18 protein-coding genes are annotated in these 21,423 nt (G+C 60.6%); 12 read left to right on the top strand and 6 right to left on the bottom strand.

Annotated elements, in window-relative coordinates; translation table 11 throughout:
• Positions 1-385 precede the first annotated feature (385 nt).
• From I2E45_RS07305 to I2E45_RS07295, 3 genes are read right to left on the bottom strand one after another with little or no spacing between them, the layout of a single operon-like run.
• Complete coding sequence (locus I2E45_RS07305) at positions 386-2,305, bottom strand: ABC transporter ATP-binding protein (protein WP_195445319.1); 1,920 nt, start codon at positions 2,303-2,305, stop codon at positions 386-388.
• On the bottom strand, positions 2,298-4,112 hold the full coding sequence (locus I2E45_RS07300) for an ABC transporter ATP-binding protein (protein WP_229058880.1): 1,815 nt from the start codon (positions 4,110-4,112) through the stop codon (positions 2,298-2,300). The genes I2E45_RS07305 and I2E45_RS07300 overlap by 8 nt, the downstream gene beginning before the upstream one ends.
• Positions 4,105-4,608, bottom strand: a complete 504-nt coding sequence (locus tag I2E45_RS07295) for a MarR family winged helix-turn-helix transcriptional regulator (RefSeq protein WP_195445318.1) — start codon at positions 4,606-4,608, stop codon at positions 4,105-4,107. The genes I2E45_RS07300 and I2E45_RS07295 overlap by 8 nt, the downstream gene beginning before the upstream one ends.
• A gap of 214 nt (positions 4,609-4,822) precedes the next feature.
• Between I2E45_RS07295 and I2E45_RS07290 the strand changes: the two genes are divergently transcribed.
• The 3 genes from I2E45_RS07290 to I2E45_RS07280 all read left to right on the top strand — a co-directional run bounded on the left by I2E45_RS07290 (position 4,823) and on the right by I2E45_RS07280 (position 7,515).
• Entirely contained in the window at positions 4,823-5,647 is an 825-nt protein-coding gene (locus I2E45_RS07290) for a PfkB family carbohydrate kinase (RefSeq protein WP_195445317.1), read from the top strand.
• Entirely contained in the window at positions 5,640-5,969 is a 330-nt protein-coding gene (locus I2E45_RS07285) for a TIGR04076 family protein (RefSeq protein ID WP_229058879.1), read from the top strand. Before I2E45_RS07290 ends, I2E45_RS07285 begins: the two co-directional genes overlap by 8 nt.
• A gap of 184 nt (positions 5,970-6,153) precedes the next feature.
• The gene (locus tag I2E45_RS07280; RefSeq protein ID WP_195445316.1) at positions 6,154-7,515 is read left to right on the top strand and encodes an ATP-binding protein; all 1,362 of its coding nucleotides are present in this window, start codon (positions 6,154-6,156) and stop codon (positions 7,513-7,515) included.
• A gap of 186 nt (positions 7,516-7,701) precedes the next feature.
• Here I2E45_RS07280 and I2E45_RS07275 read toward each other — a convergent pair whose 3' ends face one another.
• The 3 genes from I2E45_RS07275 to I2E45_RS07265 all read right to left on the bottom strand — a co-directional run bounded on the left by I2E45_RS07275 (position 7,702) and on the right by I2E45_RS07265 (position 11,010).
• Positions 7,702-8,148, bottom strand: coding sequence for a low molecular weight protein-tyrosine-phosphatase (locus tag I2E45_RS07275; RefSeq protein WP_195445314.1), 447 nt, complete (start codon positions 8,146-8,148; stop codon positions 7,702-7,704).
• A gap of 33 nt (positions 8,149-8,181) precedes the next feature.
• Positions 8,182-9,552: an ATP-binding protein gene (locus I2E45_RS07270; RefSeq protein ID WP_055286306.1), complete on the bottom strand. Its 1,371-nt coding sequence runs from the start codon at positions 9,550-9,552 to the stop codon at positions 8,182-8,184.
• A 195-nt stretch (positions 9,553-9,747) separates the two neighbouring features.
• On the bottom strand, positions 9,748-11,010 hold the full coding sequence (locus I2E45_RS07265) for an MFS transporter (protein ID WP_271742273.1): 1,263 nt from the start codon (positions 11,008-11,010) through the stop codon (positions 9,748-9,750).
• Between the two features lie 158 nt (positions 11,011-11,168).
• Here I2E45_RS07265 and I2E45_RS07260 point away from each other — a divergent pair, with 158 nt between their 5' ends.
• The 9 genes from I2E45_RS07260 (at position 11,169) to I2E45_RS07220 (ending at position 21,407) form a co-directional block, all read left to right on the top strand.
• On the top strand, positions 11,169-12,110 hold the full coding sequence (locus I2E45_RS07260) for an isopentenyl-diphosphate Delta-isomerase (protein WP_195445312.1): 942 nt from the start codon (positions 11,169-11,171) through the stop codon (positions 12,108-12,110).
• Between the two features lie 241 nt (positions 12,111-12,351).
• Positions 12,352-13,809, top strand: a complete 1,458-nt coding sequence (locus I2E45_RS07255; protein ID WP_229058877.1) for an SLC13 family permease — start codon at positions 12,352-12,354, stop codon at positions 13,807-13,809.
• A 142-nt stretch (positions 13,810-13,951) separates the two neighbouring features.
• Positions 13,952-15,439: a UbiD family decarboxylase gene (locus I2E45_RS07250; protein ID WP_195445310.1), complete on the top strand. Its 1,488-nt coding sequence runs from the start codon at positions 13,952-13,954 to the stop codon at positions 15,437-15,439.
• 33 nt (positions 15,440-15,472) lie between these two features.
• Positions 15,473-16,051: a UbiX family flavin prenyltransferase gene (locus I2E45_RS07245; RefSeq protein ID WP_055286312.1), complete on the top strand. Its 579-nt coding sequence runs from the start codon at positions 15,473-15,475 to the stop codon at positions 16,049-16,051.
• Between the two features lie 91 nt (positions 16,052-16,142).
• Positions 16,143-17,009 (top strand): MerR family transcriptional regulator, encoded by an 867-nt coding sequence (locus I2E45_RS07240; RefSeq protein ID WP_195445308.1) that lies wholly within the window; start codon positions 16,143-16,145, stop codon positions 17,007-17,009.
• 176 nt (positions 17,010-17,185) lie between these two features.
• Positions 17,186-18,052 carry a hypothetical protein gene (locus I2E45_RS07235; RefSeq protein ID WP_195445306.1) on the top strand — a complete coding sequence of 289 codons (867 nt, stop codon included), beginning with the start codon at positions 17,186-17,188 and terminating at the stop codon, positions 18,050-18,052.
• Between the two features lie 113 nt (positions 18,053-18,165).
• Positions 18,166-19,059 carry an aldose 1-epimerase family protein gene (locus tag I2E45_RS07230; protein ID WP_195445304.1) on the top strand — a complete coding sequence of 298 codons (894 nt, stop codon included), beginning with the start codon at positions 18,166-18,168 and terminating at the stop codon, positions 19,057-19,059.
• A 263-nt stretch (positions 19,060-19,322) separates the two neighbouring features.
• Positions 19,323-20,249 (top strand): transporter substrate-binding domain-containing protein, encoded by a 927-nt coding sequence (locus I2E45_RS07225; protein ID WP_195445302.1) that lies wholly within the window; start codon positions 19,323-19,325, stop codon positions 20,247-20,249.
• Positions 20,250-20,258: 9 nt separating this feature from the next.
• Entirely contained in the window at positions 20,259-21,407 is a 1,149-nt protein-coding gene (locus I2E45_RS07220; protein ID WP_195234863.1) for an amino acid ABC transporter permease, read from the top strand.
• Positions 21,408-21,423: the final 16 nt, after the last annotated feature.

Here is a 21,423-nt window from a genome sequence, read left to right as displayed (position 1 = left end):
GTCTCAAGAAGGAGTAACATCGGGACTTGCAGCGACGGACCTCAGGACACTCTTACACCACGTCTGCGCGCGCGACCGGATGCGGCTTCCCAAAGGTGCCGTTAGGGGAAATCACATCCCGGTTTACCCCCTTGAAATGGGATGCCGTTTCCCGGAGGGGGTCCAGCGGGAAACGGCATCCCATTTTGGGCCCGAAAAGTGGGATACGGTTTCCGGCCGGCATGAAAAAGCCTCCGCAGCTCGTGTGGCTGCGGAGGCTTTATTCGTTGCGGCGCATTGTGTTTGGGTCGCTGAGATGAGTCGATTTGCCCCGAAAGAGGAGGGCATTGACCTTAGGGTCATGCCCGACGAATGAGCGGCAAATCGGCCGTCTCGGCGGGCCGAACTACTCCAGCTCAAACGCTCCGGTGTAGAGCTGGTAGTAATACCCGCGCTTGGCTATCAGCTCGTCGTGGTTACCGCGCTCGATAATGCGGCCGTGGTCCAGGCAGATGATCGCGTCGGAGTTGCGCACGGTGGAGAGACGGTGCGCGATGACAAACGTCGTGCGGCCCTCCATGAGCTTATCCATGCCTGCCTGCACGATGGCCTCGGTGCGGGTGTCGATGGAGCTCGTGGCCTCGTCCAGAATCATTGCCGGCGGATCGGCGACGGCAGCACGTGCGATCGAAATCAGCTGGCGCTGGCCCTGCGACAGCTGTGCGCCGTTGCCGGTGAGCATCGTGTCGTAGCCGTCGGGCAGGCGGGTGATAAAGTCGTCCGCGCCGGCGAGCTTTGCCGCCGCGATGCACTCCTCGTCGGTGGCGTCTAGGTTGCCGTAGCGGATGTTGTCCATCACGGTGCCGGTGAACAGGTTCACGTCCTGCAGTACCACGCCCAGCGAGCGGCGCAGATCGGCCTTGCGGATCTTGTTGACGTTGATGCCGTCGTAGCGAATCTTGCCGTCGGCGATGTCATAGAAGCGGTTGATGAGGTTGGTGATGGTCGTCTTGCCCGCACCGGTGGCGCCGACAAACGCGACCTTCTGGCCCGGCTTGGCAAACACGGACACGCCGTGCAGCACCTCGTGGTCGGGCGTGTAGCCAAAGTCGACGTTGTCCATGACCAGGTCGCCGCGCAGCGGTACGTACTCGATCTCGCCGGTTGCGCGGTGCGGGTGTTTCCATGCCCACATGCCGGTGTGGTGGTCGGCCTCCTCGAACTCCCAAGTCTCGGGGTTCACCTGCGCGTTGACGAGCGTCACGTAGCCTTCGTCGGCCTCGGGCTCCTCGTCGATGAGCTCAAAGATGCGGTCGGCGCCGGCGAGGCCCATGACCACGGCGTTGATCTGCTGCGAGATCTGACCGATCTGTCCGCAGAACTGCTTGGTCATGTTGAGGAACGGCACCACGACGGCGATGGACAGCGTCATGCCCGAGATGCTCAGGTTGGGCACGCCCAGCGCCAGGAAAATGCCGCCGGCAAGGGCCACCAACACGTAGAGCAGGTTGCCCAGGTTCATAAGGATAGGCATGAGGATGTTGGCGTACATGTTGGCCTTCTGCGAGACCTCGAAGAGCTTTTCGTTGCGCTCGTCAAAATCGGCCTCGGCGGCAGACTCGTGGCAGAATGCCTTGACGACCTTCTGGCCGTTCATGACTTCCTCGATATGGCCCTCGACCACGCCGAGCTCGGACTGCTGCGCAATAAAGAAACGCGCGGAGTTGGAGCCGAGCAGCTTGGTCATAAAGGTCATAAAGACGACGCCGGCCACAATGACCAGGCACATCCACACGCTGTAGTACAGCATGATAAAGAATACCGTGACGATGACGATGACCGTCATGAGCAGGTTGGGCAGCGACTGGCTGATCATCTGGCGCAGCGTGTCGATGTCGTTGGTGTAGTGGCTCATGATGTCGCCGCGCTGGTGCGTGTCGAAGTAGCGAATCGGCAGGTCCTGCATGCGGTTGAACATCTTCTCGCGCAGCTTCTCGAGCGAGCCCTGCGTGACGATGGCCATGGCGCGGTTCCAGAAGAGCGAAGACAGGATGCCGACGCCGTAGATGCAGGCGAGGGTGGTCACGAGCTGTGCGATCTTGGGCTGTGCGGCTTCCCAATCGCCCGACTGCCACGATTCGCTAATAATCTGCAGAGCGCTCTGAAGGAAGGTCGCGCCGATGGAGTTGATGATGGCGCAGAGCACCACGCCGACAACGACGAGGGGCAAAAGCACGGGGTAGAAGCCAAAGAGCGTCTTGATGAGGCGCGACATGGTGCCGCCCTTGCGGTTGAGCGCGCGCTCGGCGGTCGTTGCCTTACTCATGTGCCTCGCCTCCTTCCTGGGTCTGAGCTTGCGTTACGGATGCCTCGGTGTCGGCCTCGACGGCTTCTCCGCCCTCGGCAGACATCTTGTTTTGCGAGGTGAAGGTCTCGCGGTAGATCTCGCTTGTCTTGAGCAGCTCGTCATGGTTGCCGATCTGCGCGATACGGCCACCCTCCATGACGATGATGCGGTCTGCGTCCTGCACGGAGCTGATGCGCTGGGCGATGATGAGCTTGGTTGTGTTGGGCAGATAGCTTGCCAACCCTGCGCGGATCTTGGCGTCGGTCTTGGTGTCGACGGCGCTGGTGGAGTCGTCCAGGATCAAGATCTTGGGGCGACGCAGCAGAGCGCGCGCAATGCACAGGCGCTGCTTCTGACCGCCGGAAACATTGGAGCCGCCCTGCTCGATCCAGGTGTCGTAACCCTTGGGGAAGCCGTCGACAAACTCATCGGCGCAGGCCAGATGTGCCGCCTCGCGGACCTCTTCGTCGGTGGCGTTCGGGTCGCCCCAGCGCAGGTTCTCGGCGATGGTGCCGCTAAACAGCACGTTTTTCTGCAGCACCATGGCCACTTGGTGACGCAGTGCGTCCAGGTCGTAGTCGCGCACGTCCATGCCGCCCACGCGCACGGTGCCTTCGGTGGCGTCGTACAGGCGGGCGATGAGGTTTACGAGCGTGGACTTGGCCGAGCCGGTGCCGCCGATGATGCCGATGGTCTCGCCGCTCTTAATGTGCAGGTCGATATCGTCGAGCGCCTGGCGCTTCGCATGCGCGGAATACTTAAAGCTCACGTGGTCAAAGTCGATGGAGCCGTCGGCAACCTCGAGCACGGGCTCGGCGGGATCGGCGATCGTGGGCTCGGCGGCCAGCACCTCGGTAATGCGGTGCGCCGATTCGTCGGCCATGGTCACCATGACAAAGATCATCGACAGCTGCATCAGGCTCATGAGGATCTGAAAACCGTAGGTAAAGATCGAGGAGAGCTGGCCCACGTCGAACAGCGTGCCCTGGCTCGTGATGATGAGCTTGGAGCCCAGGTAGATGATGACGACAAACGCGCCGTTGACGCAGATGTTCATCATGGGGTTGTTAAAGGCGAGCAGCTTCTCGGCGCGGGTGAAGTCCATCTGGACGTCGCGCGCGGCGGTGGCGAACTTCTCCTTCTCAAAGTCTTCGCGCACGTAGCTCTTGACCACGCGCATGCCGGTGACGTTTTCCTCGACGGACTCGTTAAGGGCGTCGTACTTGTGGAACACGCGCGAGAAGATGGGGCGTACCTTAAAGATGATAAAGAACAGTCCAAAGCCCAGCAGCGGAATGATGACCAGGTAGACCATGGCGACGCTGCCGCCCATGATAAATGCCATGGTAAAGGCGAAGATCAAGACCAGCGGCGCGCGCACGGCGATACGGATGATCATCATAAAGGCCTGCTGCACGTTGTTGATATCGGTGGTCAGACGCGTGACGAGCGAGGAGCTCGAGAACTCATCGATGTTGGCAAAGCTGAACGTCTGGATCTTGTAGAACAGGTCGTGACGCAGGTTCTTGGCGAAGCCGCAACTCGCATGGCTGCAGGTGACGCCGGCAGCGGCACCAAAAGCAAGCGACGTCAGCGCGATGAGCACCAAAAAGCCTGCGGTGGGAAGCATCTCGGCTACGGTGGTACCGTCTTTGATGGCGTCGATCAGGTTGGCGGTGATAAATGGAATCAGCATCTCGCAGAGCACCTCGCCAAGCACGAGCAATGGCGTGGCAACGGTGACTTTTATATAGTCGCGGATGCTGCCCATGAGGGTTTTAATCATCCAGTTCCTCCCAGGTTACACGGATTTTCTCGAGCATTTCGGCGAGCTGCTCGCGCTCGTCGTGAGTGAGGGCACTAAAGGCCCGTTCTCTAAAGCGGATGCGGGCCGCCTGGTCGATGCGGGCGTTTTCCCGGCCGGTTTCGGTCAGGCGAATGGTGAGTTGCCGTCGATCCTTGGGGTTACGGCTGCGCTCGATGAGACCGTTGACCTCGAGCTTGGACAGGATCTCGGAAAGCGACCCCGGCTTGAGGTCAAAGTGCATGCCGAGTTCCTGCTGCGACATCTCGCCGCCGGGCTGCTTGGCCAGCAGGCAGATGATGGGCGCCTTACCAGATATGCCGCCGCCGTGAAAATGCATGTAATGGCCGCAAAACCCCAGCCCATGGAGGATTCTCTTGGCGAGACGGTCCTCCTTGGACTGAGTCTCGGGCTCGTCTGCCGGCCGTGAGGGGTCGCCGCCGGGTTCATGCGGATGGGCGTGTGGTTCAACACACATAATCGAAGCTTCGCTCCTTTCTTTAGTTAGGTAGAGTAATTGTTTTGTGCCTAACTAATTTAGGAGCGTGAGAAATAAATGTCAAGGTACCAAACTTATTAAGTTACGGCGTTTTGCCAAACGCCGTAACCGCTCGACGCTGCAAACGCTCCCTGCGCTACACTTAGTCGCACTGTGGCGCTGCTGCGCCGTGCCCGAACCAAGGGAGACCCTCATGAAGAACACTCAGCTGCTGCTGATCAACGATATGTGCGGCTACGGCAAGGTTGCGCTTTCCGCCATGCTGCCGGTGCTGTCGCACATGGGCTACCGTATCCATAACCTGCCGACGGCACTTGTGTCCGATACGCTCAACTATCCCAAGTTCTACATCCACGACACCACGGAGTACGTGCGCCAAAGCCTCGCTATCTGGGAGGAGCTCGGCTTTGAGTTCGACGCCATCTCGACCGGCTTTATCGTGACCGAGGAAGAGACGCGCATCATTTCGGACTTCTGCCACCGCCGCGCGCAAAAGGGCACTAAGGTTTTCGTCGATCCCATCATGGGCGACAACGGCAAGCTCTACGCCGGCGTGCCCGAGTCCACGATCGGTCTCATGCGCAGCCTGCTCGAGTGCGCCGACTATGCGGTGCCAAACTACACCGAGGCGTGCCTGCTTACCGATGCGCCCATTGCCGAGCAAATCACGCCCGATGAGGGCCGCGCTCTTGTGGATGCCGTGCGTGCCCTGGGCGCCAAGTCGGTGGTCATTACGAGCGCTGTGGTCGACGGTGCGAATGTCGTCATCGGTTACGACCATGTGGCGGGGGAGTACTTCACGATTCCCTTCGACCTGATCCCGGTTTACTTCCCGGGCACGGGCGACACGTTCTCGGCGGTGCTTGTCGGCCGCGTTATGGCTGGTTGGAGCCTGCAGCGCGCGACGAGCGATGCCATGCGCGTGGTAGCCGAGCTTATCGAGCGCAATGCCGACCAGGAGGATAAGTCTGCCGGCCTTCCCATCGAGGCCTGCCTGGATGTGATTGACCATGAGTAACGCCGACGAGAGCGGCACCGAGGCCACGGGCGAGAACAAGCCGCTCGGCGCACCGCGTGGCAAGCGCCCGCGTATTCGCATTAGCTATGTTGACCAGCTGGGCACATGCCGCTGCCACCACGGTCACAAGCCGGGTGACGTCTTCGACTTCGACCGCGACCGCGGCAAGATGTGCGCCATGGCCTGCCATGTGGGCTTTCCCTATATCGATATCCTGCGCTATGGCGGAACCGTGCCTGGCAACGAGCCCGGTACGGCAAAGTTCTGCTGCCCCGAAGTCGATACGTTGAACGTTTGGCTCGCCGAGATCGTCGACGAGTAGTTGAGCGCAATGTGACAAAGGGACAGTTCTTTTGTCACATTCGCCGGTGGTGCCCCTTCTACTATGCTTGTAATCTCAAATCTCTGCATTTCATCCGATTTTAGGTTCTAAAAATTCTGCGTTTCATTGATAATCAAGCGTATAAAACTTTGCATTTCATTTGATGACACCGAGGGGAGAGCCTATGCTGCGCAGGAAAATAGCGGCAGAGCTGGAGCGTTGGCTGAAGTCTGCCGAGCAAAAGGCCTTATTCATTACGGGTTCTCGCCAGATCGGCAAAAGCTATTCGATTCGCGCATTTGGCAAAGCCAGCCATGCAACCTACATCGAGCTTAACCTCATGGAAAATCGCCAGGCAAAAGATGCTCTTCTCGAGGCGCGGGATGCCGATGATTTCATCAGCAGGGTGACGCTTCTTTCGGGAAAGTCGATTGCACCAGGCAAAACGCTCGTGTTTATCGATGAGGTCCAAGAGGCCCCCGACATCATGACGATGGCAAAGTTCCTTGTTGAGGACGGGAGGTGCCGCTGGGCGTTTTCGGGGTCAATGCTCGGGACCCAGTTCAAGGGCGTCAGGTCCTATCCCGTGGGGTATGTCCACGAGCTTAGGATGTTCCCGCTCGATTTTGAGGAGTTTTGCTGGGCAACCGGGGTGAGCGAGGGGGCTCGCCAAACGATACGTGACGCGTGTATCAGCGAGAGGCCCATTCCTGATTACATTCATGACGCGATGATGGCAAACTTCAGGACCTATACCGTTGTCGGCGGAATGCCGGAGGTCGTGCAGCGTTTCCTTGACACGCAGGGCGACCTTGCCTCTGTTCGTCAGCTACAGTCAGAGCTCAACGAACAGTACCGGCGGGATATCTCCAAGTATGCAAGCGGGCGAGCCCTGCAGGTGCAGAGCATCTACGATCAGCTCCCTATTATGCTCGAGGGCGAACACAAGCGTTTCGTGCTCAATTCCATTGACCCCAAGGCGCATTATGAGAAGTACCAGCGAGATTTTGTCTGGCTTGTCGATGCCGGCGTTGCTCTCAAAGCCGATATCGTAACCGAGCCAAAGTCGCCCCTGCTCAAGACGGCACGGCCATCGCAGTTCAAGCTATACCAATCGGATACGGGCATGTTGATGGCGCGCTACCCCGTTGGAGTCGCCCAAGCGGCGTATCTTGATAGCAAGGAGCCCAATCTGGGCGGCATTTACGAAAACGTGGTGGCCCAGCAGCTGGCTGCCCAAAATCGCCAGCTTTACTACTATCAGACAAAAAAGCGCGGTGAAGTGGACTTTGTGGTCGACGGACCGGATGGGACGGCTGTTCCGATCGAGGTTAAATCGGGCTCCTATTACCACGCGCACGCTGCGCTCGGTCATGTGCTTGATACGGCTGAATATGGCGTAAGGCTCGGGATTGTTTTCTCGAGAGGCAACGTTGAGCGCAACGGAGCGGTTCTCTATTTGCCGCTATATGCGACCTGGGCCCTTTCGGATGTTTTGGGCGACTCCTGCGCCGAGGGGATAAAGCTGGAGGTCAAGCCGGTCTAGGGCCAGTCCCGGATGTGACAAAGGGACAGTCCCTTTGTCACATTCATGAGTGTGGATTTTCTCCCACCGAGATAACGAGCGTGGATTTTCTCCCGTTTAGAGCGCACTCGAACGCTCAAAGTGGGAGAAAATCCACGCTCGTTTTATGCCGACGGCGTGGCCCGTGTGCCCGCGCCGCCCGAGCGCCTACAGCTGCTCGAGCATGGCGGTGCAACCGGCGAGTACATCGCGGTAGGTGGCGTCGAAATTGCCGGTGTACCAGGGGTCGGCCACGTCGCCGGGGCGATCGGTCCAATCGAGCAGGCGCGAGATCTTGCCATCGGGGTCCTTCCCAAAAATTCGGTACAGGGCGCGGGCGTTCTCGTCGTCCATATAGACAATGTGGTCCCAGTCGCCATACTCCGCGCGACGTACCTGACGTGCGCGATGTGCGACGACGGGAATCCCGACCTCGCGTAGCTTGGCAACGGTACTGTGGTGTGGCGGGTTGCCGATCTCCTCGGTCGAGGTCGCCGCGGAATCGATGGCAAACTCCGCCTCGCGCCCAGCGCGGCGCACGAGCTCGGTAAACACCGACTCGGCCATCGTCGAGCGGCAGATGTTTCCATAGCAGATAAAAAGAATGCGTTGCATGAGCGGCTTCCTTTCTAGGCGGTCGCGCAGGGCTTACAGACTGCTCTTGAGGCAGTTTGCTCCAATAAAGCCCGCTGCGTACAAGGGGAGGTGGCGCAGCTCGCGCCCGTCATCGGTTTCGCTGCGGGAAAAATTGTTCTCGGACAAAATGTAGGCATATGGCGATCGGGCTTTGTCCATAAACGACCCGAGGGTTCTCGCGCGCACGTTACGTGCGGACTTTACTTCGACGGGCACAATTTCCATACGGTCGGTCTGAAGTAAAAAATCGAGCTCGCCGGTCGTCTTCCAAGACGACGGCGGCACCCAGTAATACGTCTGCAAGCTATTGCCCGAAAATGCTTGCATGACCGAGTTTTCCGCCAGGGCGCCTCGGAAGTCGGAAGATAGCGCTATGGCGGAATCCTCTTTGAGGTCGAGCCAGAGCCGCGGGTTGATGCCGAGTTTGTAGAACATGAGGCCGGTATCGAGAAGATAGACCTTAAAGAAACTTCCATCTTCGTCGTCGAAGGGAACGAGGGGAGGCTCGATGCCTTCGGTCAGGTTGTTGACCGATATGATGCCGGCGCCTTCGAGCCAGTCGAGCGGCTCGATAAGCTTGGCGCGACGGCCTCCGCGTTCGACCTCGGAGTACTTGAATTTTTTTGTGGACGATCTCAGCAGCTGGGACGGAATGGAGCGCCAGACCTTGCGCGCCGCCACGCCGCTGATCCCGTTTTCGGGGTCGGTCATATCGGCGGTATAGGTCTCGTCGATTTCGCGCTGCTCGACGCGCGCATCCTCGATGGATAACGTCTTGCGATATGCGTTGACGGCGGCGGGCATGCCGCCCACGATCTGGTATCGATGAAACAGGCTGAGCGCGGCTTGGTGCGCGGCGTAGGTCTCGAGCGTGCCGGCGTGGGTACGAATGGCATTGGCCATCTGCTCCTCGTCGAGCGCCCAGAGAAACTCCTCGAACGACATAGGATGCATGGTCTCTTGACGAACGCCGCTGGGAAAAGGCAACTTGCGCTTGCGCGTGGCGACGCCGAGCTGACTGCCGGTCGCGCATATGCGCCAGCCCGAACCCGAAAAAAAGCGAAGCGAGTTGAGCGCCCGTTCGCAGAGCTGCACCTCGTCAAACAGGATGAAGGCGGTTTCTTTGCGAATGGGGGTGCGTTTATAGTCTGAGATTCGCGCCACGATGGCGTTAACGTCGTCGGTGGGACAGTCGAACAGCGGAGCGATCAGCTCAAGATCGGTCTGAAAGTCGAGTTTGACAAACGCATCGCCGGCGATTCGTCTGCCGATTTCCTCGGCAACGTACGTTTTGCCTACGCGTCGCGCACCACGGATGAGGAGGGGGCGCGACGCGTCCTTTGTCGCCCATGATTCGATAACGGATTCGATTGATCTGCGCATGGGGCCGCCTTTCCAATTTCGTGTACTTCAGATACATAGTTTAGTACGATTTCATGTACTTGGAATACACGAAATAGTAGAAAAGTGTGTATCTGAAGTACACGAAATTGCACTGCTGGAGCTTGCAGGCGGATAAACACTACTCGTATGGGACGGTTTTCACCGGTTGCTCGCCACCTTGGGCTATGTTCGCCCCTATGCCTGCATCCGGGGCTGTGCAGATTGACGACGGCGCTCCCAGCGAGCCAACTTAATCGTCACCAGCGTGAGCGCCCAGGCCACAAGCGAGAACGCGGCGCCCACTGCACCCACGTACGCAATGCCAATGCTGCTTACCACGGCGCCGCCCACTGCGGTGCCAAACGAGATGCCGACGTTAAACGCCATGGGCTCAACCGAACTTGCGAGTACCATCGACTTGGGATGGCGGCTGCGTGCCACGTCCATAAAGTGCGTGATGCATGAGACCGAGAACAGGTACATGAGCATCGCCAGGCTAAAGACAAAGACCAGCGCGAGCGGCGTGGCGGCGCCCACGGCAAACAGCCCGAGCAGTGCCGCCGCCTGCAGCACAAACGTAACCAGCAGCGCCTTCATGCCAAAACGCGCATCGATCCATCCGCCCAGGATGTTCGAGATCAGGCAGAACACGCCATAGGCCATAAGTGTGGTGCTCGCCTGAACGGTATCCATGCCCAGCATCTGCTCCAGATAAGGCGTCACGTAGCCGTAGAATACGTAGACCGAGCCCACGCCAAACAAGAAGATGAGCATGCCGGTGATGATACTCGGCTCGCGTAGTAGCCCCGCCTGCTCGCGGAAGGTGGCGGGCTCATCGGTCTGCCCGGCGCGAGGCATAAACGCCACGAGCGCGCTACAGATCAAAACGGCAAAGGTCAGCGTGCCGTACATGGCCACGTGCCAATCGAGTGTGTCGGCCACAAACTTGCCAATCGAGGTCACAAAGACCATCGCCACGGAAAACGCGCCGTACACGACCGAGATGGCAAGTGAGGTTTGCTGCGGGGATAGCAGCTCAGGGATGTACGTCACGCCCACGGCGAGCAGCGCACCCGAGACAGAGCCCAGGACAATGCGTGAGATAAACAGCACCTGGAAGTTGGGAGCCAACGCCATGACCAGGTTGCCGAGCACAAAGACGACGCTATAGCACACGAGCAGCTGGTAGCGGCGAAAACGCCCCGTGCTGAGCGCAAGCACCGGCGTGGCGATAGCGTAGACGAGCGCAAACACGCTGATGAGCTGGCCCGCAGTGGCAAGTGATATGCCGAGTTCCGTTGCCAAGTCGCTTTCGATGCCGATGACCACGAACTCGGAGCAGCCGAGCGAGAATCCCAACAGCACGAGCAGCGCCAGGCAGAGCTTGGTGCGCGCGGGGGAGAGCGCGGCGGCGGTTGGCTTACTTTTAGGCGTGGTTGCGGCGGTCAAGGTTGTCACTCCAATGTCGCATGAATAAGCGGGATTCAATCCCTGCAACTCTAACAGAATGTGACAAAGGGGCAGTCCCTTTGTCACATGGAGGGCTTGCCTGTATAGTCGCAATACAGGCGAAGATGGTCTCAGGTACATCGCGGGCGGCAGGAGATCCCATGGGTATGCACACGACAAAGGTTGCAGTGGGCGAGGGCAAGTTTGCGCTCGAGGCCCAGCTGACGGTGACGCCGCGAGGCATGGCGGTGTACGCCTGCTCGCCGGAGTTTGCGCACCTGGGCGCCACGGCGCAGGCCATTCCGCGCCCCGAGCCCGGCCGTACGGCAACGGTGAGCATCCTGGCCGTTCCGTGCCATCGAGACGAGATCCCGGCGCACGATATCGCGGCGGCGCTGGCCACGCGCTTTGGCGTGCCGGTAGTTGCAAGCACGGGTTTTCATGTTGAACAAGCGAGCGGTGACGACCTGCAGCGCGTGCTCGACACCACCAAGGAGCTCATCGCCGCGCTCGAGGAAGCCGCAGCCCGCATTCTGCGCGCCGGCTGGGATGAGGGCGGTGCGGGCGCCGAGGTCGTGGCGGTCGATGCTGCGACCGGCGAGGCGCTTGGCCCCGTCGACCGCATCGAGGCCCATGCTGGTGAGGGCATCCTGCATCAGGCATTTCTGACGCTTTTGGTCGAGGGCCGGGGCGAAGACGCGCGCCTGCTGCTCTGTCGCCGCAGTCCGCTCAAGCGCCTGTGGGGCGGGGTGCTGGCCGATAGCTGCGCCGGCCATCCGCTCCCCGGGGAAGACGTCGCGGCCGCCACGGCGCGCCGCATCAACGAAGAGCTCGGCATTACGCGCGAGCCCGATCAGCTCAAGCACCTCGGATACGTGGTGTACCGCGAGGACCACGGCGACGGTCGCTGCGAGTGCGAATGGTGCGAGGTCTACCTTGCCCATGTTGAGCCGGGCGAGCTGCATATCAACCAAGAGGAGATCTCGGAAGTGCGTCGCGTGGCTCCGTCCGAGCTCAAAGGCTACCTGCAGGGTCACCCCGAGCAGCTGGCCCCCTGGCTCCGCGAGGCCCTCGGCGACCCATTCATCCGCACGGCCCTCGCTATGTAAAAAAGACAGTCCCTTTGCCACATCCAAACCGTCACAACATTCGGCGAAAATCTCGAAAACGAGGAAAAGCGTCGAATGTTGTGACGGTTTTTGTCTAGGGAATCGCTTCTCATCCAAAAAATCCGCTTGACTGTATTGCCGCAACACAGCGCAACGTAAGGGGTGTCCGATAACGGGCGCCCCTTTTTAAGCGGCAACATGGCTGCGAATTCGGAGCGCCCCCAACAAGAAAGGTGGGGAGATGGAAGCGGAAAAGAAGGCGTTTAAGATCACCAAGCGCGAAATTGGCTTTGTGCTGGGTATCGTTGTCTTTTTGCTGGTGAAGTTTCTTCCTTTGGCGGAGCTGAGCTCGACGGTCGAGCTCACGGTCGGCGGTCAGACCTGTCTGGCACTGACGCTCGCCACGGTGGTGTTCTGGGCATGCGGCGTGGCACAGCCGGGCTTTGTGGGCCTGCTCTACTGCGCACTGCTCGTCCTGTTCAAGGTGTGCGTGGACGACACGGGCGCCGCGAGCATCTCGGCGACGGTCGCCTCCACGTTTAGCTCGTGGACCAAGGCCACCATGTGGCTCGTCATCGGCGCCTACCTCATCGCCAGCGCGGTCAAGGAGTCGGGCCTGGGCGAGCGCATCGCCTACGCGTTCATGCTCAAGTTCGTGCGCGACGCCAAGTCGCTCATCATCTCGATCTTCGCGCTCACCTTTGTGCTGTCGCTGCTGATCCCGCATCCGTTCCCCCGCGCCTTCCTCATCCTCGCCGTCGTCTCGGTCATCGCCGAGTCCGCCGGCTACGGTGACGACGACAAGGGCAAGCTCGGCTTCCTCGTGTTTGCCGCTGCCGCCCCGGGTTCCATGTTCTTCCTGACGGGCGACTCCACGCTTAACCCGCTCGTTGCGCAGTACAGTGCCGAGGCCGGCGGCATGAGCCCGTCCTTCGTCGACTGGTTCCTGTACATGAGCGTGCCTATGCTGGTTGCGCTGCTGTGCACCCTGTTCCTGGGCCTTTTCCTCTTTAAGCCCAGCAAGGAGCTCGTCTACGATCGCGAGCAGATCGTGGCCAAGCAGGCCGCGCTCGGCAAGCTCTCCGTCAAGGAGATCCGCACCATCGTGTGGCTTGTCATCGCCATCGCGCTGTGGCTCACCGTCTCGGGCGACTATATCGGCTGGGTCACCCTGGCCATTGGCGTTGCTCTCGCCATGCCCATCATCGGCGAAGTCCTCGCTCCCGCCAGCTGGAACGCTGTCGACATCAAGTCCCTCATGTTCCTGACGGCCGCCATGGCCGTGGGCTCCGTGGGCGGTGCCACCGGCATGAACGCCTGGATCGCCGACGTCGTGCTCCCCAGCTCCGTGCCTGAGAACATCTTCCTGTTCGCCCTGCTCGTCGCCGCGCTTTCCATGATCATCCACATGTTCATGGGCTCGGTCATGGCCGTGCTCGGCGTGTGCGTGCCGGCATTTATCAGCTTTGCCGCCGGCTCCAGCGTGAGCCCACTCGCCGTGGCGCTCATCGTCTTCACGTCCATCAACATCCACTACATCCTGCCGTTCCATAACCTGCCGATCCTTATCGGCGAAGGCAAGGACGCCGGCGGCTACACCTCCAAAGAGGCTATGCGCATGGGCATCCCCCTCACCGCGGTCGTCTTTGTCGTCGTGCTGGTCGAGGCCGCCTGGTTCCACCTCTTTGGCCTGATGTAAGCGGTCGAGCGCCCCGGCTGTAAGCAGCCAAGCGCTTGAACTTCGAGTGGTCGAGCGCTCCATTTGTGAGCGCCGCGGCCCCATTACGTTACCCCGTCCGGCGGCACCCCGTCGCCGGACACTCTCCCGAAAGGAGTACGCCATGTCCACTACCGATGCTTCCCAGATCCACGACCTGCGTTCCGCGCTCGACTTTTTGCGTGAGATGCCGGGCCAGCTGCTCGAGACCGACACCCAGGTCGATCCCGATGCCGAGGTCTCGGGCGTCTACCGTCACGTCGGTGCTGGCGGCACCGTCATGCGCCCGACCAAAGAGGGTCCGGCGATGGTCTTCAACAACGTCAAGGGCTTTGACGACGCCAAGGTCTGCATCGGTATGCTTGCCAGCCGCAAGCGCGTTGCCGCCCTGCTCGACCTGGACGAGGAGCACCTGGGCCTCGAGATCGGCAAGCGCTTCGAGAACCTGATCGCCCCCGAGCAGATCGCCGAGGGCAAGCACGTCGACTGCCAGGAGGTCGTGTACAAGGCGACCGACGAGGGCTTTGACCTGCGCAAGATCGTTCCCGCTCCCACCAACACGCCCGTTGACGGCGGCCCCTACATCACCATGGGCCTCGCCTATGGCACGAGCCCCGATGGCACCCAGTCCGACGTAACCATCCACCGCTTCTCCTGCGTCGACAAGGACAAGCTCGCCATGTGGATCACCCCGGGCAGCCGTCACCTGGGTGCGTTCTTTGACGAGTACTGCCAGCGCGGCGAGGATATGCCCATCTCCATCTCCATCGGCCTGGACCCCGCCGTGTACATGTGCTGCGGCTTCGAGGCTCCCACCACGCCGCTCGGCTTCAACGAGCTGCAGATCGCCGGCGCCCTGCGCGGCCGCGCCGTCGAGCTTGCCGACTGCGTCACCGTTCCGCAGAAGTGCATTGCCAATGCCGAGTACGTGCTCGAGGGCTACCTCATGCACGACGAGACCATCAACGAGGATGTCAACGGCCACGGCTACGCCATGCCCGAGTTCCCCGGCTACACCGGTGGCGCCAAGGTCTGCCCGGTGATCAAGATCACCGCCGTCACCACGCGCGTCAACCCCATTATGGAGAGCTGCATCGGCCCTTCGCACGAGCACGTGTCCATGGCCGGTATCCCCACCGAGGCCTCCATCTACAAGATGGTCGAGACCGCTATCCCGGGCCGCCTGCTCAACGTTCACGCCGCTCCCTGCGGTGGCGGCAAGTTCGTTGCCATCATGCAGTTCAAGAAGTCGAGCAAAAATGACGAGGGCCGTCAGCGCAACGCCGCCATGCTCGCCTTCTCGGCGTTCTCCGAGCTCAAGCACGTCATCCTTGTCGACGAGGATGTCGACATCTTCGATATGAGCGACGTGATGTGGGCCATGACCACGCGCTTCCAGGCCGACGTGGACCTCATCACCATCCCCGGTTGCCACTGCCACGTGCTCGATCCGTCCAACGACCCCGCGTTCGATCCTTCGATCCGCGAGCACGGTATCGCCTGCAAGGCCATCTTCGACTGCACGGTTCCGTTTAACCTCAAGAAGAACTTCATCCGCTCGCAGTTCATGGAGATCGACAAGGACAAGTGGGCCGCCGAGCTCGCCTTCTAGTAAGTAGCCCTACCAAGTAGTTAAGGAGTTGTCATGCCTGAGTCTTCTGTTCGTCCCCGTCGCATTGTCGTTGGCGTGTCTGGCGCCAGCGGTGCGGCACTGGGCCTTGAATGCCTCAAATGCCTGCGCCAGGCCGGCGCTGAGTCGGCGCTTGTCGTCACGCGCGGGGGAGAGATCACCATCGAGCAGGAGCTCGGCATGACGCTCGACGAGTTTGCGTGCTATGCCGATGTGGTCTACGACAACAAGAACATTGGCGCTGCCATCGCAAGCGGCACCTATCCGGTCGACGGCATGATCGTGGCTCCCTGCTCCATGAAGACGCTCGCCGGCATCGCGAGCGGCTACAGCGAAAACCTGTTGCTGCGTGCGGCCGATGTGCAGATGAAAGAGCAGCGCCGCCTGGTGCTTATGGTGCGCGAGACGCCCTTCAGTGCGATCCATGTCGACAACATGGCACGCCTGGCGCGCGTGCCGGGTGTCATGCTCATGCCGCCCATGCTCACGTTTTACAACGGCCCCGCCACGCTCGATGAGGCGGTGCATCACATCGCCGCCAAGGCACTCGAGGCCGTCGGCGTGTCGTGCGCCAACTATAAGCGCTGGTCATAGGCATCTTTAGGGTAGGATACGAGTAGTGTTTGAGCCCGCTGCCCCTGTGGGCGGCGGGCTTTTCGTGTCAAAGGGTGTGTCGGGAGGACCTATGCAGACGGGTATGTATGCGATTAGCGAGATGGCGAGCTTGTTTAACGTTTCGCGCCAAACGCTCATCTACTACGACAAGATCGGTCTGTTTAAACCCGCCGTGGTTAACGAAAAAGGCTACCGTTTCTATTCGCCCACGCAGATCCCGCTCATGCGTCTGATCTGCATGCTGCGCGACTTGGGACTGGAACTCGATGAGATCGATCGCCTGACCTCGACGTTCGACATTGGAGAGATGACCGATCACCTGCGCTCGCGGGTGCAGGCGCTCGACGAGCAGATTGCCGGGCTCAAAGCCGAGCGCGCGAGCGTGCAGGAGCGGCTGAGTTTTTACGACGAGGCGGTCTATTGGCGCGAGCGCGAGGGCAAACCGGAGCTCAAGCAATTCGAGCGCCGCTACGTGGTCTTTGAGGAGTTCCCGAGCGATATCGAGCGTGGCCGCTCGATGCTGCACCCCACGCTCATGCGGGCGATTCTGCGCATGCGTGCGCTCACGGGCACACGCCCCATGCGCGGTTGGGGCGCCATGCTGCGTTGCGAGGCGCTGCATTCCGACGACCCCATCGCCGGTGCCGGTTCCTTTGCCGTGTTGCCGCGTGGTGCCGAGGAAATACTGCCGAGCGATCCTGCCGAGCTGGCGGAGATTGGCGTCGAGGTGCTGCCCGAGGGCACGTACCTGTGCATGAGTCGCTGGGGCATGCCGTACGAGCCCGAGGGTATCCGCGCCATCGTGGCCTGCATGGACAGGCACGCGCTCCAGCCCATCGGCAATGCTTTCGATTTTTGCTACCTGGACACCACGAGCTACGACGAGTCTCACCAAGAGGACTTCTGCTGTATCCAAATCCCCGTCGCCCTCAAATAACTTGCGGTGAAATAGTCCCTAAATAGCTCGAGTGGGCGTGCAAACAGGAACTATTCCACCGCAACTTCGATGCGACAAAGGAGCAGTCCCTTTATCGCATTCCGTGCGAGCTCCAGCGCCATCTGCGGGTATAAGGCTAACAAGTGTTTATTTGCGAGGCCTAAGGGGCGCCCCGTATGGATATCGATAACTTTGAATGGTGGTATAGCGAGGGTGAGACTCCGGACGAGGGGTGGGACGAGCCTACGCCGCGTGGCGTGTCGAGCGACGAGGACGAGACCGGCAACGCCGCCGCCGACTCGGACGCCTCCCTCGACCCCGTCGAGCCCCTGACCTTCGAACAGGCTTGGGCCCAGGCCGAGGCAGACGAGGCCAAGGCCGATGCCACGGCCACACTGGGCGAGCCAGCCGACATGTCCATCTCGCCGGCAAAGACCCCGCAGCCGCGTCACACCATCGACCCCGACAGCACGGCATCCTTCAGTATTCTCGACGTGCCCTCGCAGGGCGCCCAGGCGCCCGCACCCACACGTCGCCCCAATCTGTCTCGCGAGGAAGATGCAGGACGTCGCTCGCCGCTTGGCCCCATCCTTATCGCCTTCATAGCCGGCGTTATCGCATGCTCGGTAATTGGAAACGTCTGGAGCCATGTCGAACAACAGCGAAAAGACGCCGCCAAGGTCGAGATGTCTGTCGAGCAATCGCTCGGTCGCACGCGCTCGGTACATGTGTCGGTCGAGGTCAAGGACGGCGCGACGTGGGACACCGCGCGCGGCGACAGCCAAATGCTCATCCACATCGTGGGGCGCACGCTCAAAGGGCAGACGATTGACGAGTATCAATACGTCAATTCCGCTGGTGACGGCATCGAACTTAAGCCCGGCGACTACGAGCTCACCGTCGATGAACCGCCCGTCGCCACCGACGGCACGCGCTTCCGCGCCTCAAAGCGCATGGTTCCCGTGAGCTTTAACTCGCAGGCGCCCGATACGGTCGACACCACACCGCAGGGCGGGTTCGACCTTTACGTAGATACCCAGTAGGCGCTCGCCGCTCATTCCGCTATGGCTACTCAATAATCGCCTGCCGTCCCGTCCCGCCGCCAAGAGTGGGACAATAGCCCTCGACACTATTGTTTACTTTTGGAGGAAGTAGCATGTCTACCGTCACTACCATCAAGCGCGGCGGCCTCACCGCGGCCATCGATTCCATGGGCGCCCAGCTCACGAGCCTTGCCCTCAACGGCAACGAGTATCTGTGGCAGGGCGACCCCGCCTTTTGGGGCAAGCACGCGCCCATCCTGTTCCCCATTGTGGGCTCGCTGCGCAACAACACGGCAACGTCTGCGGCCGGCACCTGCGAGATGCCGCGCCACGGACTCGCGCGCATCGTCGAGCACGAGCTGGTTGAGGTTTCGGAGGACGGCTCCTCGGTAACGTACGAGATTACCGATACGCCCGAGTCGCTCAAGGCGTTCCCGTTCCACTTTAAGCTCAACATGACCTATGCCTTGACCGGCGACGCCACCCTCACGCAGACCTTTGCCGTCACCAACACCGGCGACGTGGACCTGCCGTTCTCGGTGGGCGGCCACCCCGCATTTAACGTGCCCGCCCCCGGTGCCGAGGACGAGGCGTTCGAGGATTACGAGTTGGCGTTTACCGAGGCTTGGACCAACGAGGCTCCCATCATCACGCCCGACGGTCTTATGACGTTCGAGGGCAGCTACAAGGCGCCCGATAACTCGGACGTGCTGCCCATCACGCACCGCAGCTTCGATAACGATGCCATCATGTTCACCGATACTCCGGGCTCCACGCTCACACTGCGCGGCCGCAAGTCGGGCCACGGCGTCAAGATCGACTTTGAGGGCTTTAAGTACATCGGCGTGTGGTCTGCCGCCAACGACGCTCCGTTTGTGGCGCTCGAGCCCTGGACCGGTCACACCACCATGGACACCGAGGACGACGTCTTTGAGCACAAGGTCAACACCATCACCTTGGCTCCCGGCGAGACGGATGTTCGCAGCTTTAGCGTTACCTTGCTCTAGAGGTTCCGCCGCTCGGTCGATGCTGCGCGTCGTCCAGAGCGACAAGTTGTCATTCAAAAGGCAAGACATAGACCTTCTGGTCATGCCTTGCCTTTTTCATGCCACTTGTTCGCTCTGGACGTCGCTCGCCGGCATTGCCAAAACATCGGCGTCCCCAATGGCTACCGTGTGTCTATTAATTTTTCGAGCTTGTGCTGCGCTGCTGGTCGCTGGCGTATATCCTGTTAAGTCGTCAGCATACGATTCAACAGGGAAGGCAGATTATGCATTCTCCCCATCAACGCGACGCGCATCCACAGCCGGTGTGCAGCCGTCGTATCTTCTTAGGCAGTGCGCTTGCTGCGAGCGCTACCGTTGTTGCCGGCGCACTTGCCGGTTGCCAGCGCCCCTCCACGCTGGAAGTAGTTCAGCCCACGACGGGCGGCGGTCGCGACGACCTGTCCGATTCCGTGATCGGCAAGGACAAGATCCGCATCGGCATGGAGGCGGCCTACGCCCCGTACAACTGGCAGGTCTCCGAAGCCAGCGAGTACACCATCCCCATCGACAACGTGCAGGGCGCCTATGCCGATGGTTACGACGTGCAGATCGCCAAGATCGTCTGCAAGGCCCTCGGTGGCGAGCCCGTCGCCGTTAAGCAGAGCTTCTCGGGTCTTATCGATTCGCTCAACAACGGCCAGATCGACCTCATCATTGCCGGCATGAGCGCCACGCCCGAGCGCGAGGAGTCCGTCGGCTTTTCCGACCCGTACTTCATTGGCTACTTTGGCCTGTTCGTAAAAGAGGGCTCGCCCTACCAAAATGCGACCAAGCTCAGCGACTTTAGCGGCGCTACGGTCCTCGGCCAAAAGGACACCATGCTCGATACCGTCATCGACGAAATCCCGGGCGTTGTGCACAAAAACCCGGTCGATTCGGTTCCCACGGTGTTTTCGAACCTGCTGCAGGGCACCTGCGACGCCGTGACCTATAACACCGAGAACGAGAAGGGCTATATGGCCCAAAACCCGGGTATCGTGCCGATTCAATTTGCCGAGGGCGAGGGCTTTAAGCAGGAGGTCACGGCAAACGTCGGCTGCCGCAAGGGCTCGGACAAGCTGCTTAAGCTCGTCGACAAGACACTCAAGGGCATTAGCCAAGAGGAGCGCGACCAAATGTGGGACGCGTGCCTCGACCGTCAGCCGGCATAGGGAGGCAGCATGAAAACCATTAATCGCCTGGCCTCCTTTATCAGGGCCGACCACCGTTATGTATACCTGGGCACGAGCGTTATCGCGGCGCTCGGCCTGGCGTTTAGCCAGCGCAACCCCACGCCGCTGAGCTTCTTGGCCCCCACGGGCGTGTTCCAAGATTGCCTTTGGGCGATCCTGTGGGCGTGGCTCGTCGTGTCGGCGGCGGCGCTGGTCACCAAGCTTATGCACTGGAGCGACTATCGCGAAAAGTCGCCGTTCGCATCCGAGCGTTTCCGTCGTGGAGCACGCTTGGGCAGCTACGTCGTGGTCGCCATCGCGGCAGTTTTCTTTATCGACCGCTGCGTCATGTCGTTTATCGACCTGGTGCAGGTGAGCATTGTCTCGGATTCCAACCCCAGCGACTTTTTGTCGAGCCTGGTCTACATGACCTACAAGAGCGGGGACTTCTTCATTCGCGGTATCGAGATCACCATCGCGCTTGCCACCTTCGGCACCGTCATCGCATTCTTCCTGGCGCTGCTCTTCGTGTTCCTACGCATTCAGACGTTCGACCGCGTGGATAACGACCTGGTGCGCTCCTTTAAGAGTATCGGCCGCGGCTTTGCGACCGTCTACTCCACCATCGTGCGCGGCACGCCCATGATGGTCCAGGGTCTGCTCATCTATTACGCGGGCTTCACCGTTTTGCGCGGCATGGGCTTCGAGACCGCCCAGGCCAACCAGATCTGGAGCACCTTCACCGCCGGCCTCGTCACCATCTCGCTCAACTCCACCGCCTACATGATGGAGGTCCTGCGCGGCGGCATCGAGTCCATCGATCCCGGCCAGGCCGAGGCAGCACGCTCGCTGGGCCTGTCGCAGTGGCAAGCTATGCGCAAAGTCGTGTTCCCCCAGGGCATTAAAAACGCGATTCCGGCGCTCACCAACGAGCTCATCATCAACATCAAGGATTCGTCGGTGCTCTCGGTCATCGGCGTGTTTGACCTCATGTACGCCACCACCACCGTCGCCGGCGTGTACTACCGCCAGATGGAGGTCTACTGCGTGGCGCTCGTGGTCTACCTGATCCTGACGCTCGTGGCGAGCCGCCTGCTCGAGGCCTTTGGCAAAAAGCTAGGCGCCGAGGCTCCGGTCACGCTGCCCAGCTCCAACTAGGCTCAAGACGAGGAGA

It is taken from the genome of Collinsella aerofaciens (genome assembly GCF_015555045.1).
GTDB lineage: Bacteria > Actinomycetota > Coriobacteriia > Coriobacteriales > Coriobacteriaceae > Collinsella > Collinsella aerofaciens_W.
This window is presented reverse-complemented; position numbering and strand designations above follow the sequence as displayed.

What these genes read in the sequence shown, in the direction of transcription:
- I2E45_RS07225 (WP_195445302.1), top strand. Translation starts at nt 19,323, where the DNA reads ATGCATTCTCCCCATCAACGCGACGCGCATCCACAGCCGGTGTGCAGC.
- I2E45_RS07255 (WP_229058877.1), top strand. Translation starts at nt 12,352, where the DNA reads ATGGAAGCGGAAAAGAAGGCGTTTAAGATCACCAAGCGCGAAATTGGC.
- I2E45_RS07235 (WP_195445306.1), top strand. Translation starts at nt 17,186, where the DNA reads ATGGATATCGATAACTTTGAATGGTGGTATAGCGAGGGTGAGACTCCG.
- I2E45_RS07285 (WP_229058879.1), top strand. Translation starts at nt 5,640, where the DNA reads ATGAGTAACGCCGACGAGAGCGGCACCGAGGCCACGGGCGAGAACAAG.
- I2E45_RS07245 (WP_055286312.1), top strand. Translation starts at nt 15,473, where the DNA reads ATGCCTGAGTCTTCTGTTCGTCCCCGTCGCATTGTCGTTGGCGTGTCT.
- I2E45_RS07230 (WP_195445304.1), top strand. Translation starts at nt 18,166, where the DNA reads ATGTCTACCGTCACTACCATCAAGCGCGGCGGCCTCACCGCGGCCATC.
- I2E45_RS07280 (WP_195445316.1), top strand. Translation starts at nt 6,154, where the DNA reads ATGCTGCGCAGGAAAATAGCGGCAGAGCTGGAGCGTTGGCTGAAGTCT.
- I2E45_RS07290 (WP_195445317.1), top strand. Translation starts at nt 4,823, where the DNA reads ATGAAGAACACTCAGCTGCTGCTGATCAACGATATGTGCGGCTACGGC.
- I2E45_RS07240 (WP_195445308.1), top strand. Translation starts at nt 16,143, where the DNA reads ATGCAGACGGGTATGTATGCGATTAGCGAGATGGCGAGCTTGTTTAAC.
- I2E45_RS07270 (WP_055286306.1), bottom strand. Translation starts at nt 9,552, where the DNA reads ATGCGCAGATCAATCGAATCCGTTATCGAATCATGGGCGACAAAGGAC.
- I2E45_RS07275 (WP_195445314.1), bottom strand. Translation starts at nt 8,148, where the DNA reads ATGCAACGCATTCTTTTTATCTGCTATGGAAACATCTGCCGCTCGACG.
- I2E45_RS07305 (WP_195445319.1), bottom strand. Translation starts at nt 2,305, where the DNA reads ATGAGTAAGGCAACGACCGCCGAGCGCGCGCTCAACCGCAAGGGCGGC.
- I2E45_RS07295 (WP_195445318.1), bottom strand. Translation starts at nt 4,608, where the DNA reads ATGTGTGTTGAACCACACGCCCATCCGCATGAACCCGGCGGCGACCCC.
- I2E45_RS07220 (WP_195234863.1), top strand. Translation starts at nt 20,259, where the DNA reads ATGAAAACCATTAATCGCCTGGCCTCCTTTATCAGGGCCGACCACCGT.
- I2E45_RS07260 (WP_195445312.1), top strand. Translation starts at nt 11,169, where the DNA reads ATGCACACGACAAAGGTTGCAGTGGGCGAGGGCAAGTTTGCGCTCGAG.
- I2E45_RS07300 (WP_229058880.1), bottom strand. Translation starts at nt 4,112, where the DNA reads ATGATTAAAACCCTCATGGGCAGCATCCGCGACTATATAAAAGTCACC.
- I2E45_RS07250 (WP_195445310.1), top strand. Translation starts at nt 13,952, where the DNA reads ATGTCCACTACCGATGCTTCCCAGATCCACGACCTGCGTTCCGCGCTC.